At 66.3% G+C, this 14637-nt stretch carries 15 protein-coding genes; 8 read left to right on the top strand and 7 right to left on the bottom strand.

What is annotated here, in order from left to right; translation table 11 throughout:
- Positions 1-924, top strand: coding sequence for an AEC family transporter (locus ACNJX8_RS19100; protein ID WP_128941336.1), 924 nt, complete (start codon positions 1-3; stop codon positions 922-924).
- A 133-nt stretch (positions 925-1057) separates the two neighbouring features.
- On the opposite strand, the gene ACNJX8_RS19095 is transcribed toward ACNJX8_RS19100, so the two are convergent.
- From ACNJX8_RS19095 to ACNJX8_RS19085, 3 genes are read right to left on the bottom strand one after another with little or no spacing between them, the layout of a single operon-like run.
- Complete coding sequence (locus ACNJX8_RS19095) at positions 1058-1822, bottom strand: lysostaphin resistance A-like protein (protein ID WP_439361678.1); 765 nt, start codon at positions 1820-1822, stop codon at positions 1058-1060.
- Positions 1823-1845: 23 nt separating this feature from the next.
- A complete protein-coding gene (locus ACNJX8_RS19090; protein WP_128947109.1) occupies positions 1846-3489 on the bottom strand; it encodes an acyl-CoA dehydrogenase family protein in 1644 nt (547 codons plus the stop codon).
- A 22-nt stretch (positions 3490-3511) separates the two neighbouring features.
- Complete coding sequence (locus ACNJX8_RS19085) at positions 3512-4231, bottom strand: M15 family metallopeptidase (protein WP_439361940.1); 720 nt, start codon at positions 4229-4231, stop codon at positions 3512-3514.
- Positions 4232-4510: 279 nt separating this feature from the next.
- Here ACNJX8_RS19085 and ACNJX8_RS19080 point away from each other — a divergent pair, with 279 nt between their 5' ends.
- The 4 genes from ACNJX8_RS19080 (at position 4511) to ACNJX8_RS19065 (ending at position 8815) form a co-directional block, all read left to right on the top strand.
- On the top strand, positions 4511-5458 hold the full coding sequence (locus ACNJX8_RS19080) for an aspartate carbamoyltransferase catalytic subunit (RefSeq protein WP_091895998.1): 948 nt from the start codon (positions 4511-4513) through the stop codon (positions 5456-5458).
- Positions 5459-5463: 5 nt separating this feature from the next.
- A complete protein-coding gene (locus tag ACNJX8_RS19075; protein WP_439361939.1) occupies positions 5464-6765 on the top strand; it encodes a dihydroorotase in 1302 nt (433 codons plus the stop codon).
- Positions 6766-6797: 32 nt separating this feature from the next.
- A complete protein-coding gene (plsY, locus tag ACNJX8_RS19070; RefSeq protein ID WP_128933319.1) occupies positions 6798-7394 on the top strand; it encodes a glycerol-3-phosphate 1-O-acyltransferase PlsY in 597 nt (198 codons plus the stop codon).
- A gap of 212 nt (positions 7395-7606) precedes the next feature.
- A complete protein-coding gene (locus ACNJX8_RS19065) occupies positions 7607-8815 on the top strand; it encodes a patatin-like phospholipase family protein (RefSeq protein WP_439361677.1) in 1209 nt (402 codons plus the stop codon).
- On the opposite strand, the gene ACNJX8_RS19060 is transcribed toward ACNJX8_RS19065, so the two are convergent.
- Positions 8807-10051, bottom strand: coding sequence for an amidase (locus tag ACNJX8_RS19060; RefSeq protein WP_439361676.1), 1245 nt, complete (start codon positions 10049-10051; stop codon positions 8807-8809). The genes ACNJX8_RS19065 and ACNJX8_RS19060 overlap by 9 nt on opposite strands.
- Positions 10052-10142: 91 nt before the next feature.
- On the opposite strand from ACNJX8_RS19060, the gene dprA reads away from it, so the two are divergent.
- Positions 10143-11285, top strand: a complete 1143-nt coding sequence (gene dprA / locus ACNJX8_RS19055) for a DNA-processing protein DprA (RefSeq protein ID WP_439361675.1) — start codon at positions 10143-10145, stop codon at positions 11283-11285.
- A 168-nt stretch (positions 11286-11453) separates the two neighbouring features.
- Here the strand turns inward: dprA and ACNJX8_RS19050 are convergent, their stop codons facing one another.
- Positions 11454-11900 (bottom strand): winged helix-turn-helix transcriptional regulator, encoded by a 447-nt coding sequence (locus ACNJX8_RS19050; protein WP_128933315.1) that lies wholly within the window; start codon positions 11898-11900, stop codon positions 11454-11456.
- Positions 11901-11983: 83 nt separating this feature from the next.
- On the opposite strand from ACNJX8_RS19050, the gene ACNJX8_RS19045 reads away from it, so the two are divergent.
- Positions 11984-12592, top strand: coding sequence for an FMN-dependent NADH-azoreductase (locus ACNJX8_RS19045; protein WP_439361674.1), 609 nt, complete (start codon positions 11984-11986; stop codon positions 12590-12592).
- Positions 12593-12658: 66 nt separating this feature from the next.
- On the opposite strand, the gene ACNJX8_RS19040 is transcribed toward ACNJX8_RS19045, so the two are convergent.
- Both ACNJX8_RS19040 and ACNJX8_RS19035 read right to left on the bottom strand, forming a co-directional pair.
- Positions 12659-12829 carry a hypothetical protein gene (locus ACNJX8_RS19040; protein WP_439361673.1) on the bottom strand — a complete coding sequence of 57 codons (171 nt, stop codon included), beginning with the start codon at positions 12827-12829 and terminating at the stop codon, positions 12659-12661.
- Between the two features lie 167 nt (positions 12830-12996).
- Positions 12997-13770: an SDR family oxidoreductase gene (locus tag ACNJX8_RS19035; RefSeq protein ID WP_439361672.1), complete on the bottom strand. Its 774-nt coding sequence runs from the start codon at positions 13768-13770 to the stop codon at positions 12997-12999.
- A gap of 123 nt (positions 13771-13893) precedes the next feature.
- Here ACNJX8_RS19035 and ACNJX8_RS19030 point away from each other — a divergent pair, with 123 nt between their 5' ends.
- Positions 13894-14364 carry a winged helix-turn-helix transcriptional regulator gene (locus ACNJX8_RS19030; RefSeq protein WP_128955686.1) on the top strand — a complete coding sequence of 157 codons (471 nt, stop codon included), beginning with the start codon at positions 13894-13896 and terminating at the stop codon, positions 14362-14364.
- Positions 14365-14637 lie beyond the last annotated feature (273 nt).

The raw sequence follows: 14637 nt of genomic DNA, 5'->3' as shown, positions 1-14637 counted from the left end.
ATGGCCGTCGTCATCGCGGCGCTGCTGCCGGTCTTCGTCCTCATCGTGCTCGGCGTCGTGCTGAAGCGCAGCCTGATGCGGCTCGACACGCAGTGGCACGGACTGGAGCGGCTGACCTATTTCGTGCTGTTTCCGATGCTGCTGATCCAGACGCTGGTGAAGGCCGACCTCTCCAAGGTGCCGGTCGCCGGCGTCGGCGGCGCGCTACTGCTGTCGGCGCTCGCGATGTCGCTGCTGTGCCTCGCGCTGCGCCCCGCCTTGTCGCGGCTCGGCATCGACGGCCCCGCCTTCACCTCGATCTTTCAGGGCGCAACGCGCTGGCAGACCTTCGTCGGGCTGTCGGTCGCCGCGAACCTGTTCGGCGACGTCGGGCTGGCGCTCGCCTCCGTGGCGATGGTCGCGATCATTCCCCTGGTCAACGTGCTCAGCGTCGTGGTGCTCGCCCATTACGCCGCGCCTGAAAAGCAGTCCGCACGCGCCATCGTCATGACGGTGATCCGCAATCCCCTGATCTGGGCCTGCGTGATCGGCCTTGCCGTCAATCTGACGCACCTGCCGCTGCCGAAACTCTGGCACGAGGTGGCGGATGCGCTGAGCCGCTCCTCGCTCGCGATCGGCCTGCTCGTCACCGGCGCCGGCCTGCATCTCGACGGCCTCTTGCGCCCGAGCCTGGGAGCGGCGATCGGCGTCGTCTTCAAGCTCGCGCTGATGCCCGCGCTCGCGCTGGTGCTCGGTGCCTGGTTCGGGCTTTCCGGCAACAGCCTCGCGATCGTGGCGATCTGCGCAGCGGTGCCGACCTCGCCCAGCGCCTATGTCTTGGCCCGCCAGATGGGCGGCGATGCGCCGCTGCTGGCGCAGATCATCACGCTGCAGACGATTTTTGCGGCCATCACGATGCCAACGGCGATCGCGCTGGCGGCCTAAGACTCGTCATTGCGAGCTCCCTCACCTCGTCATTGCGAGGAGCCCTTGCGACGAAGCAATCCAGAATACCTCCGCGGAACGATTCTGGATTGCTTCGCTTGCGCTCGCATGACGGAACGTGGGGCAACTGCCGTCACACACCCAGCCACATCGTCAGCACCACTGCGGTCAGATTGTTGAGCGCATGCAGCACGGTCGTGAGCCAGAGCGAATTGGCGCGATAGCGCATGTAACCGAACCACAATCCGATGGTGAAGACCTCGGCGAGGAAGTACATGTCATACTGCAGGTGCACGACCGTCCACACCAGCGACGACAGGAGGATCGCGCCAGGCACCCGCAGGAAGCTTGCCGACCAGCCGCGATAGAGGAAGCCCCGCGCCAGGACTTCTTCCGACATCGGCGCCGCGACGCTGAAGGCGAACAGCAGCACCATTGCGGCGCCCTTGTCGCGGCCCGATTTCAACAGATCGGCCATGAAGCCCGGCGTCGCCTCGCGCCCGAGCGCGCGTGACATCGTCTCCCAGGCCAGTACCAGCAGGATGAGCCCCACGGCGCCGAACAGCAGTTGCCTCCAGGCCGGCCAATGCAGCGCGAGGTAATCGACGAAGGACGCCTGCTTGATACGAATGGCAAGCCAGACCGCGGCCAGCGTCGCCGGCAGGCCCATGGTGACCGACAGCGCCAGCGCCTGGGGCTCACGGCCGACGAGTTGCAGCGAGGCGAGGTCCATGGGCAAATCACGCTCCGCCACCAGCAGAACGATCGCGCCGATCTGCCCGACGAACATCGCGACGAAGATGAGGAGGCCCCACAGCGCCGTGCCCCAGAACATCCAGACGTGCGGCGTCGCAGGCGTTACCCTCAATGGCGGATGATCGGGATTAACGGAGTCCATCAAAATGCTTTCGTTAGGGAGACTCACGGCAGCGCGCGCTCCAGCAACGCGCGCACGTCGGCGCTGTCGAGCTCCACGGCACCGTACATGCTGGGGTGATTGGCAGCGAGACGCGTGCTCGCGAACAGTTCGGCATCGTGCGGTGACACGCCGTTCAGCGCCGCAGCCGCAGCGAGTAACGCCAGCTTCTCGACCGCAAGCCGCGCGACCCGCTCGCCGTCGGCGCGGCGGAAGGTCTTGCCGATGAACGCCACCGCATCTCCTGCCCCTGGTAGCCCCTTCGTCTCGGCGGCAAGCGCTTGCAGCACCGCCATCGCCGCCTCCGGCTCGCGCGAGAGCGCGCGCAGCACGTCGAGGCACATGACGTTGCCCGAGCCTTCCCAGATCGCGTTGACGGGAGACTCGCGATAGTGACGCGCCAAAATGCCGTCCTCGACATAGCCGTTGCCGCCGAGGCACTCCATCGCCTCGTAGAGGAACGGCGGCGCGCTCTTGCAGGTCCAGTATTTGATCGCCGGCGTCAGCAGGCGCATGTACGCGGCCTCCGCCGCATCGTGCGGCGTGCGGTCGAAGGCGCGGCAGAGCCTCATCACCAGGGCTGTGCTCGCCTCGACATGCAGCGCCATGTCCGACAGCACCGCCTGCATCAAGGGCTGGTCTGCGAGATGCTTTTGGAACACGCTGCGGTGACGGGCGTGATGCAGCGCATGTGCGAGGCCCGAGCGCATCAGGCCGACGGAGGCGATCGCGCAATCCTGCCGCGTCAGCTGCACCATCTGGATGATGGTGCGGATGCCCTTGCCCTCCTCGCCGACCGCTTGCGCATAGGCGCCGACGAATTCGACTTCGGAGGAGGCATTGGAGCGGTTGCCGAGCTTGTCCTTCAGCCGCTGGAATTGGATCGCATTCACCGAGCCATCCGGCGCAAAGCGCGGCATGAAGAAGCAGGTCAGCCCAGCGTCGGCTTGCGCCAGCACCAGGAACGCATCGCACATCGGCGCCGACATGAACCATTTGTGGCCGGTGATTCGGTAAGCATCGCCGTCGCGCACTGCGCGCGTCATGTTGGCGCGCACGTCGGTGCCGCCCTGCTTCTCGGTCATGCCCATGCCGAGCGTCATGCCGCGCTTCTCCCACCACGGCGCGAAGCTGGGATCGTAGCTTTTCGTCGACAGCACCGGCATCACGCGCGCGAGCAGATCCGGCTGCATCGCCAGCGCGGCCACGGAGGCACGCGTCATGGTGATCGGGCAGAGATGGCCAGTCTCGACTTGCGCGGCGATATAGAATTTTGCCGCGCGGATGACCTCGGCGGCATCGCCCGCAGGCTTCCCGTCCGCCGTCCACGTCGAATTGTGCACGCCGGCATGCGCGCTGTGCGCCATCAGCTCGTGATAAGAGGGGTGAAACTCGACCTGGTCGCGACGATTGCCCTTGGCATCGAAGGTGCGCAGTTTTGGCGTGTTCTCGTTCGCGACGCGCCCGCGATCAGCCATCGCGGCCGAACCCCAGTGCTTGCCGAACTCCGACAGCTCGCGTTCCGCCGCCGCGCCGCCATTGGCCTTGACTGCCTCGACCAGCGGCCGATCCACCGCGAACAGGTCGACGTTCTCGAACGGCGGCGACTGGTTGAAGACCTCGTGGGTCGCAAAGCTCGGCTGGGTCATCTGCGCTTCCTCGAACGGGGCCTTAGTTCCGCCGCGGCTGGATCGGGAAATCATAGGCCGCCCCGCCCGCCCCCGGCAGGGAAAAATGCCACCACTCCTTCGAATAGTTCACAAAGCCTTGCCTGGCCATCGCGGCCACCAGCCGCTTGCGCCAGGCGCGCTGCGCCACGTTGATCGACGGTGCCGCAGTATGGCCCTTGGCGTCGGTACAGTCATAGCCGGTGCCCATGTCGACACTGCCCTCCGGCGCCCGCGCCTCGGCCTGTGCCGTGCAATCGGCATAGATCCTCGACGGGTCATATTTGGCGGAATTGTCGCCCTTCAGATCGACCAGAGTGAGATCGAGTGCCGCCCCGGTGGAATGCTGCGAACGGCTCGCGATGTAGCCGAGGCGGAACAGCTCGGTCTTGGGAATTTTGGGATTGTAGCGCCGCTCGGCGGCCGTCTCGCGGCCGTTCTGCGACCACTTCACCATGTCGAGCGAGGCCCGCGCCGGCCGGTAGCAGTCGAACATCTTGAGCGAAAGATTTTGCGCCGCCAGTTCCTCCTGAACTGCCTTCAGCCGCAGCCCCACCTCCCGCTTCACCACGCATTCGCCGGCGCCATAGCCGGCGAGCGGACGGCCAACGAAATTGTTCGATGTGGCGTAGCGGATGTCCTGGACGATGCTGGGATCGATGTCGCGCAGGTACACGAAACCGCCGGGCAGCGATTGGGCGTGGGTAGGCGAAACGATAGCCATCACGGCAATCGCAATCAGAAGTGATCTCACGCTATGGCCTCCGGACCGTCATGCCCGGGCTTGTCCCGACCACGTTGTTTTGCGTCAAATGCGATAGAAGAACGTGGATGCCCGGGCCTTCGCCTCGCCGAAGCGGCTTCGGCCGCGCAGGCGGGACAAGCCCGGGCATGACGGAGAGGATGACGTCGCGCCGCCCGCACCGACAGACCAGGGGATAACTCACTTCCCCATCTTTGCCCCTTGCTCCCCCCGCCGTCGCCCCCTATAGCTCTGCTTTTAATGACATCGAAATCGACCTTCGTCCTCGGCCACCGGCATTTGCTGGGCATCGAGGGCCTTTCCGCGGCCGACATCACCGGCCTCCTCGACCTGTCCGAAGAATATGTCGAGCTCAACCGCCAGGTTGACAAGAAGCGCACCGTCCTGCGGGGACGGACGCAGGTGAACCTCTTCTTCGAGGCCTCCACCCGGACCCAGTCCTCGTTCGAGCTCGCCGGCAAGCGGCTTGGCGCCGACGTCATGAACATGTCGGTGTCCTCGTCCTCGATCCGCAAGGGCGAGACCCTGATCGACACCGCGGTGACGCTGAACGCGATGCACCCTGACATCCTGGTGGTGCGCCATCACGCCTCCGGCGCGGTGGAACTGCTGGCGCGCAAGGTCGACGGTTCCGTGATCAATGCCGGCGACGGCGCGCATGAGCACCCAACGCAGGCTCTGCTCGACGCGCTCACCATCCGCCGCAACAAGGGTCGGATCGAGGGCCTCGTGGTCGCGATCTGCGGCGACGTGCTGCATTCGCGCGTCGCCCGCTCCAACATCATCCTGCTCAACACCATGGGCGCCCGCGTCCGCGTCGTCGGCCCCTCCACGCTCTTGCCGCCCGGCATCGAGCGGATGGGCGTCGAGGTCGCGCGCGACATGCGCGAGGGCCTCGAAGGCGCCGACATCGTCATGATGCTGCGGCTGCAGCGCGAGCGCATGAACGGCTCCTTCGTGCCCTCGTCATCCGAATACTTCTATTATTTCGGGCTCGACCAGAAGAAGCTCGCCTATGCCAAGCCGGACGCGCTCGTGATGCATCCCGGCCCAATGAACCGCGGCGTGGAGATCGACTCGATCGTGGCCGATGGCGCCCAGTCCCTGATCCGCGAACAGGTGGAGATGGGGGTTGCCGTGCGCATGGCCGTGCTGGAAGCGCTCGCCCGCAACCTGCCGAACGCGTGATGCCGATGTTGACCGACCGTCGCCCCATCCTGCTCGCCAACGCCCGCGTCGTCGATCCCTCCAGGGATTTCGATGGTGTCGCCGACGTCCTCATTGCCGACGGCACCATCCGCGAGACTCGTCGCGGCATTGGTGCGGCCGGCGTCCCCGAAGGCACCGACATCGTCAATTGCACCGGCAAGATCGTGGCGCCGGGCCTGATCGACATGCGCGCCTTCGTCGGCGAGCCCGGCCTCAGCCACCGCGAGACCTTTGCCTCGGCGAGCCAGGCCGCCGCGACCGGCGGCATCACCACCATCATCTGCCAGCCCGCCACCTCGCCCGTCATCGACAATTCGGCGACGGTCGACTTCGTAATGCGGCGCGCGCGCGACACCGCGATCGTCAACATCCAGCCGATGGCGGCCCTCACCAAGGGCATGCACGGCGAGGAGATGACCGAGTTCGGCCTGTTGAAAGCCGCCGGCGCGGTCGCCTTCAGCGACGGCGACAGGAGCGTGACCAACGCCCAGGTGATGCGCCGCGCGCTGACCTACGCCCGCGACTTCGACGCGCTGATCGTTCATCACACCGAGGATCCCAACCTCGTCGGCGAAGGCGTGATGAACGAGGGCGAGTTCGCCACCCGGCTCGGCCTGATGGGCATTCCGAACGCCGCCGAAGCCGTGATGCTGGAGCGCGATCTGCGGCTTGTCGCGCTCACCGGCGGCCGCTACCACGCGGCGTCGCTGACCTGCATCGACTCCCTCGATATCCTCGAGCGCGCCCGCGACGCCGGGCTTACCGTCAGCGCCTCCGTCTCGATCAATCATCTGGCGCTGAACGAGAACGACATCGGGCCCTATCGTTCGTTCCTGAAGCTGTCGCCTCCGTTGCGCACCGAGGACGACCGCCGCGCGCTGGTGGCGGCGCTCGGCTCCGGCCTTCTCGACGTCATCATGTCCGACCACAATCCGCAGGACGTCGAGGTCAAGCGCCTGCCGTTCGCGGAAGCCGCTCCCGGCGCCGTCGGACTCGAGACCATGCTGCCCGCGGGCCTGCGCCTCGTGCACAATGGCGAGATGGAACTGAAGACGCTCATCCGCGCGATGTCGACCCGACCGGCGGAGCTGCTCGGGCTACAAGGCGGAACCCTGCGCGCCGGCAGCCCGGCGGATGTCATCGTGATCGACCCCGATACGCCGTGGGTGGTCGATCCCGCCGACCTCAAATCACCCTGCAAGAACACCCCGTTCGACGAGGCGCGCTTTACAGGCCGCGTGGTGCGCACCATTGTCGGCGGACGGACGGTGTACGAGCATGTCTGACGCGCGCGATCGTTCGACATGGAGATTCAGCCATGGGGCTTGAAGCATTTTTGCCGGTGGCCTTCGTCATCGGCTACCTCCTCGGCTCGATTCCGTTCGGGCTGATCCTCACCAAGCTCGCGGGCACGCAGGATATCCGCTCGATTGGCTCCGGCAGTATCGGCGCCACCAATGTGCTGCGCACGGGACGCAAGAGCCTTGCCGCGGGCACCTTGCTGTTCGACGCGCTCAAGGGCACTGTGGCCGTGGTGATCGCCGGCTACATTGCAGGCCCCAATGCCGCCATGGTGGCCGGGCTCGGCGCTTTCCTCGGCCATCTCTTCCCGGTCTGGCTCAAGTTCAAAGGCGGCAAGGGCGTGGCCGTCTATATCGGCATCCTGCTCGGCCTGTTCTGGCCTGGCGCCGTCGTGTTCTGCCTGCTCTGGCTGGCGACCGCCTTCACCACCCGCTACTCCTCGCTCTCCGCGCTGGTGGCGGCGTTCATCACGCCGATGTTCCTGTGGTGGTTCGGGCACCTCGCATTGTCCGCTCTGACAGCGGTGCTGACGCTGTTGCTGTTCTACGCGCATCGCGAGAACATCAAGCGCTTGCAAGCGGGCAAAGAAAGCCGGATCGGCGAGAAGGCCTAGAGTGTTTTCGAGCGAAGCGGATGCCGGTTCGCGTCAAGAAAACGCATCAAAACAAGAATCCAAAGCCGGGCGTCTACGGATACCGAAGCGGTCCTTCCACATTATATCCCAAATCCTGTTCGCAACTTGCGGCCGAATCACTGTTGTATTGGCCAGCGGGGTTCTGGGGCTGTCATCCTGACAGCGTGGATAGCGTTACGCGGTAGCTCAGAATGAGCGAGAAGATTGTCGGCGCGCATGACGGGGTTGGTTCGCAGGGTGCTCCGGCGGGCACCGCAGCGAGCCGACTGCTGTCAATGACCAACATCTGGTCCGATGCGGCCTCGCCGCCTCCCGCACCAGAACCTGCTCCCGCTTTACCGCAAGCACCGCAGCCTGATCTCGTTGTGCAAGCACCTGCGACAGTCGAGCCGGCTGCACCGGTCGCGCCCGCGCGGACGCATTCCGATCAATGGCCGCCGCGAAAACTGTCGCTGGCGCTTCAGGGCGGCGGCACGTTCGCGGCCTTCACCTGGGGCGTGCTCGAGCGGCTGCTGGAAGAGCCCTCCATCGCGATCGACACCATCAGTGGCGCCAGCGCCGGCGCCATCAACGCGCTCCTGCTCGCCTCCGGCTTTGCCGAAGGCGGGCGCGAAGGCGCCCGGTCACGGCTGAACCGGTTCTGGCTCCGCCTGATGCACGAAGCCTCGTTCCGCGCGCTGATGCTGGTCGGCGGCTTCTCGCCGGCGGGAAGCTCGGTCGCGTTCGGGCCGACGCTGCGCTCCGGCCACTTCGATCCGTTCGATCTCGATCCGCTGCGGCAGGCGCTGTCGCGCGACATCGATTTCGCCGCCCTGCGCCATCCGAACTGTCCGAAGCTCTTGATCGCAGCGACGCGGATCCACGACGGCCAGCAACAGATCTTCCGCAATGACGCTGTCACCGCCGACGTCGCGCTGGCCTCGACCTGCCCGCCCCTCGTCCACTGCGCCGTCGAGATCGACGGCGAGGCCTATTGGGACGGCGGCTTTGGCGGCAACCCGCCGCTGCTGCGGCTGGCGCAGGAAACGACCACGTCCGATGTCCTGCTGGTCCAGGTCACGCCGGCGCGCGACAGCTACGTGCCGATCACGCTCGCCGCGATCGACCGCCGGCTCGACCAGATCGCGGCCAACGCCGCGCTCAACGCCGAGATCGCGGCGATCGAATGGGCGCAGGCTCATGCCGCGCCATCGCTGCGGCTCTCCAGGATCGCGGCAGAAGACTTTGTTGATGGGCTGGCGCAGCGCTCGTCCACCGATCTCGGCCGCGGCTTCATTCGGCTCCTGCACCGGAGCGGCCGCGAGGCCGCGGAGCGCTGGCTGAAGCAAGGTGCGGATAGCAGCGGCGCGCTGGCAGCATCCGGCCAGCGCATTGTTGCCGACGAACCCGCACTAGCCTGATTTCGCCAGCGCGTCCTCCAGGAACCAGGCCGCTGCGAGTGCGAGCGGATCGTTGCCGAAGCGTGCGATCACCTGCACACCGATCGGCAGGCCGCCGACCTTCATCACCGGTACGTTGACGCAAGGATTGCCCATCAGCGTCCAGAGCCTGTTGTAACGGGGATCGCCCGTGGTCGCGAGCTCCTTGGCCGGCGCCGTGCCCGGCGCGGAATAGGTCAGGAGCACGTCGACGCCCTCGAACAGCTCGCCGAGCTTGCGGCGGCCGCGCCGGCTGATCCGCCGCGCCTCGTCATATTCCTTCGGCGTCAGGCCGGCCGTCGCGTCGAGGCTGGCGCGCAGCATCGGCGCGATCTCGTCGTGGCGTTCGGAAAACTCCCAGGCCAGCGCGCGATGCGCCTCGAAATCCTGGACGATCGGATGGATGCGCCAGGCCTCCTGCACCGCTTCGGGCAGATCGATGGTCTGCACGCTGGCGCCGGCGCGCGTCGCCGCCTTGATCGCGGCCTGCAGTCCCTCTTCGGCCGCCGGCTCGACAGCGCCGGCAAACTCCTGCCTGACGACGCCGATCCGCGGCGACTTCGCTGCCGCGATGCCGGAGAATTCGCTGCGCCCCGTCATCGCCAGCAGTCCGCGCGCGAGATCCTCCGCGCGCGCCCCGAACAGGCCGACCGTGTCGAGTGCCCACGAATAGCACTTCACACCCACCGTCGGCAGCATGCGGAACGACGGCTTGATCGCGGCGGTCCCGCAATAGGCGGCGGGGCGGATCACCGAGCCGCCGGTCTGGGTGCCCAGCGCCAGCGGGATCATGCCGGCGCCGACGGCTGCCGCGGAGCCCGAGGACGAGCCGCCTGGCGAATGGCCCGTATTGTGCGGATTGCGCGTCGGCGTGGGATCGCGCGAGGCGAACGCCGTGGTCGTGGTCTTACCGATGATGGTGGCGCCCGCCCGCTTCAGCATCATCACGACCGGCGCATCCGAGCGCGGCTGCCAGCCGCGATAGATCTCCGAGCCCATCTCGGTCGGCATATTGGCGGTGTCGATGATGTCCTTGATCCCGACGGCGATGCCGCGCAGCGGACCGGCGCCTTGCGCCTTCGCGGCCTTGTCGTGGCGGACGAAGGCGCGGACGTCCTTCTCCTTGGCCTCGATCGCCGCATGCGATTGCGCGATCGCGGCATCGGGCAACAACTCGCCGGCTTCAATGCGGCGCTGGAGGTCGGCGAGTGAGATCATGGCAAAATCCTTCTTATTGGCATCGCTTTTAGCATCGGGGCGCGGTCGCGCAAGCGCACGTCGCTGTTGCGCAACGCCCTCAGGTTGTTCCATGCTGTACCTGCAAGGAGACGCCGTGGACGCCATCAATCCGAGCGTGGAGCTGACCGAGTCTGAGCGGATCGACCACCTGCGGCTGATCCGCTCCGACAATGTCGGGCCGCGCACCTTCCGTTCGCTGGTCGACCATTTCGGCACCGCGCGCGCCGCGCTGGAGCGGCTGCCGGATCTGGCGCGCCGCGGCGGTGCGCAGCGATCGGGGCGCATCTGTAGCGCCGATGAAGCGAAGGCCGAGCTCGCCGCAAGCCGCAAGTTCGGCATCGCCTGGCGCGCGCCCGGCGAGGACGGCTATCCGGCGCGGCTCGCAACGCTCGACGATGCGCCGCCATTGCTCGCCGTGCGTGGCGACGCGAAAACCTTGATGCGACCGATGATCGCGATCGTCGGCTCGCGCAACGCCTCCGGTGCCGGCTTGAAGTTTGCCGGCCAGCTTGCGCGCGAGCTCGGCGAAGCCGGTTTTGTCATCATTTCCGGCCTCGCCCGCGGCGTCGACCAGGCCGCGCATCGCGCGAGCGTCGAAGGCGGCACGATCGCCGTGCTCGCCGGCGGGCATGATTGCATCTATCCGCCCGAGCATGGCGACCTGCTCGCCGCGATCCTCGATCACGAGGGCGCCGCGATTTCCGAGATGCCGCTCGGCCATGAGCCGCGTGCCCGCGATTTTCCCCGCCGCAACCGCTTGATCTCCGGCGCGTCGCTCGGCGTGGTCGTGGTGGAAGCTGCGCACCGCTCGGGCTCGCTGATCACCGCGCGCATGGCGGCCGAACAGGGCCGCGAGGTGTTCGCAGTGCCCGGCTCGCCGCTCGATCCGCGCGCCGCCGGCACCAACGATCTGATCAAGCAGGGCGCAACGCTCGTCACCGAGGCCGCCGACATCGTCAATGCGGTGCAGCCGATCATGGAGCGCCCGCTGATGCACCGGGCAGGCGAACCCGACAGCGAGCCGTTCGAGAGCGATCCGCAAGGCCACGATCGCGACCAGATCACCGGCCTGCTCGGCCCCGCCCCAATCTCGATCGACGATCTCGTGCGGATGTCCGGCGCCTCGCCCGCGATCGTGCGAACCGTGCTGCTGGAGCTCGAGCTCGCCGGCAAGCTGGAGCGTCACGGCGGCGGGCTGGTGTCGCTGCTCTAGTGCTGGGTCTCTGACGTCTTGTTCACTGGAGAGACGTCATTCCGGGGCGCGACGAAGTCGCGAGACCGGAATCCATTCGTCCACGCACTCTGCGGCTAGATGGAGTTCCGGGCTCCCTCGCTCCGCTCGGGCCCCGGAATGACGGAATCGATCGTCGGAGTCGCAACCCTAGCCGTCGTTGCGCTGATCGAACTGCGTCCGCGCCGCCTCGATCTGGCCCAGATGGTCCTTTGCCCATTTGCCGAGCGCCTCGACAGGCTGCGACAGTCCGTGGCCGAGATCGGTCAGCTCATAGTCCACGCGCGGCGGGATGGTCGGAAAGATCGTGCGCGTGACGAGGCCGTCGCGCTCCAGCCCGCGCAGCGTCAAGGTCAGCATCCGCTGCGAGATGCCGTTGATCATGCGCTTCAGCTCATTGAAGCGCTTCGGCCCGTCGCTGAGCATCATGATGACGAACACGCTCCATTTGTCGCCGACACGGGACAGCACGGAGGCGACCCCACGACAATCCGCATGGTTGGGATCCGGCCTTGGGCCGGGCCTCGTATCTGGTTTTGGATTTGGCCTCGGCGGAGCAGGCAAATCGGTGTTTTCAGGTTTCAATAATGTGCCCATGGCTCAAAAAAGTGCGTTCTTGCGAGGGTTTCGATAGTCACTCATGTAGCGCTGGTTACAATCTTATACCAGGGTGACCCCAAATGAAACTCCTCCACCTCGACTCCAGCGTCCTCGGCCCCCACTCCGTCAGCCGGCAGGTTTCCGCCGCCATCGTCGACCGGCTGCGCCAGGCGACGCCCGGGCTCGACATCACCTATCGCGACCTGACCCAGACCCCGCTCGCCCATCTCTCCGGCTCGCATCTGGCCGCCGCGCAAGGCGCGCCGGCGCCGGCGGAACTCGCACCCGACCTCGCCGCGAGCGCAGCCGCGCTGGACGAGTTCTTGGCCGCCGACATCGTCGTCATCGGCGCGCCCATGTACAATTTCACGATCCCAAGCCAGCTCAAGGCCTGGATCGACCGCATTCTCGTGGCGGGGAAGACGTTCAAATACGGCGCGTCCGGACCTGAGGGGCTCGCCGGCGGCAAGCGCGTGATCGTCGCGATATCACGCGGCGGCTATTACGGCGCCGAGACGCCATACGCGGCCGGCGAGCATCTCGAAACCTATCTGCGCTGGGTGTTCGGCTTCATGGGTATCACTAGCGTCGAATTCATCCCTGCCGACGGCATCCAGGTCGGGCCGGACCACCGCGAGAAGGCTCTCACCGGCGCGCTCCAGGCCGCAACCAGCCTGCGCGCCGCTTGAGATCACGTGACCGGTCGCCGCGAAATCGTCTGCGGCGGCCGGTCGTCGGTCGCACGATCTGCGAAGCTAGATCCAGACGCCCTGCATGCCCAGGATCACGGCGACGAGCGAGACGAACGGGCCAATTGCGGAAAACAATGCGACCGCGACGAGTTCGGATGTACCGGAGCGCTTCACCGGAACGGCGGATCTTCGCGGTGATGGAATCGCGGAAAAAATACGGGCTGCTTTCGGCATCGCAGACTCCCTCAGATGAGTCTTCTGACCCCCGTAAGAATGTATTGGCGGTATGCGCGAAGGTTCAACGCCTTACGCAAGATTTTGGAAACATCCCGCAAGGCACAGGAACCAGCTGGCGCAACCGCGTGCACCGCGCCAGCCGATTCAATTTGCGCTTGATTTGATCAGCCGCGATAGATCGGCGCGCCGCTCGGCGAGGCCACCGCGCCGCCGTCGACGAAAATCTCCTGGCCCTGCACATGGGCGGAATCATCGGAGGCGAGGAACAGCACCGTCTTCGCAACATGATCCGTTTCGCCGATCCGCCCGAGCGGCGTCGATAGCGCGATCCGCTTCTCGAACGCCTTCTCGGCCTCGGGCGTCGCGACCGCAGGTCCCCAGATCGGCGTGCGGATCGCACCGGGCGCCACCAGGTTGACGCGAATGCCGCGCGGCGACAGTTCCGAGGCCATGGTCCGCGCCATCGCGCGCACGCCGGCCTTCGCGGCGCCGTAAGCGGAGTAGCCGGGAATGCCGAGCACGGAGATCACCGAACCGTTGAGGATGATCGAGGCATTGTCGTTGAGATAGGGCAGCGCCGACTGAACGGTGAAGAACACGCCAGTGAGGTTCGTGCTGATGACCTTCTCGAAGACGTCCAGCGTCGCCGAGCCGAGCGGCGTGCCGCCGGCGATACCGGCATTGGCAAAGACGATGTCGAATTTGCCGAACGTCTCGGTGCCTTTCTTGATCGCGGCTTCCGTCGCGGCGATGTCGGTGGCGTCGGCGGCGAGCGCCAGCGCATTCGGCCCGAGCTCCTTCGCGGCCGCCTCCAGCGTCTCCTTGTTGCGCCCGGTGATCACGACCTTGGCGCCCTCGGCTACGAAAAGTTTCGCCGTCGCAAGGCCAATGCCGCTGTTGCCGCCGGTAATCAGGGCCGTCTTGTTCTTCAGTCTCACGCTCGCCTCCAGTAGTTGCATGATGAAACTACGTTGCCATCTAGGGCAAATGGTTTTATGATGCAACCACACAAGCGCGTGATCGGACCCGCCCACTCCGACGGAAGCGATAGAGACGAGACCATGGTGAAACGAACGAGCTTTGAGGGCGATGCCTGCCCGATCGCGCGATCGCTGGAGGCGCTCGGCGACTGGTGGTCGCTGCTGATCATCCGCGAGGCGCTGTTCGGCCTACGCCGTTTCGGCGAATTCCAGAGCAAGCTCGGCATGGCCAAGAACATCTTGGCGGCGCGGCTGCGCGCGCTGGCCGATCACGGCATTCTGGAAACCGCCCCCGCCTCCGACGGCAGCGCCTACCAGGAATACGTGCTGACGCCCAAGGGGCGCGGCACCTTCCCGATCCTGGTGGCCCTACGGCAATGGAGCGAGGAGTTCGACGATCACCCCGAGGGGATCGCGACCATCCTGGTCGATCGCGCCAAGGGCCGCCCGGTGAAGAAGCTCGAAATGCGCGCCGAGGACGGCCGCCTGCTCAGCCCCGCCGATACCGCGCTGAAGCCGCGGCCGGCGCGACGGCGGCGGTCGGCGGGATAGCAACGCGCTGCCGCCCCACCGTCATTGCGAGCGCAGCGAAGCAATCCAGAGTCTTTCCGCGGCGGCAGTCTGGATTGCTTCGCTACGCTCGCAATGACGACGTTGATGCAGCGTACTCATTTTTATCACCGTCACCCTGAGGCGCTCGCCTCTTCGGCGAGCCTCGAATGGCGACGGCCCGGCTGGCAACTCGGCCGTTCATCCTTCGAGGCTCCCGGCGCGATGCTCGGCATCGCGCCACTCGCGCCTCAGGATGACGGGTCTGGTGTTGGC

This window comes from Bradyrhizobium sp. SPXBL-04, from assembly GCF_051853035.1.
In the GTDB taxonomy this organism is placed as follows: domain Bacteria; phylum Pseudomonadota; class Alphaproteobacteria; order Rhizobiales; family Xanthobacteraceae; genus Bradyrhizobium; species Bradyrhizobium zhanjiangense.
This window is presented reverse-complemented; position numbering and strand designations above follow the sequence as displayed.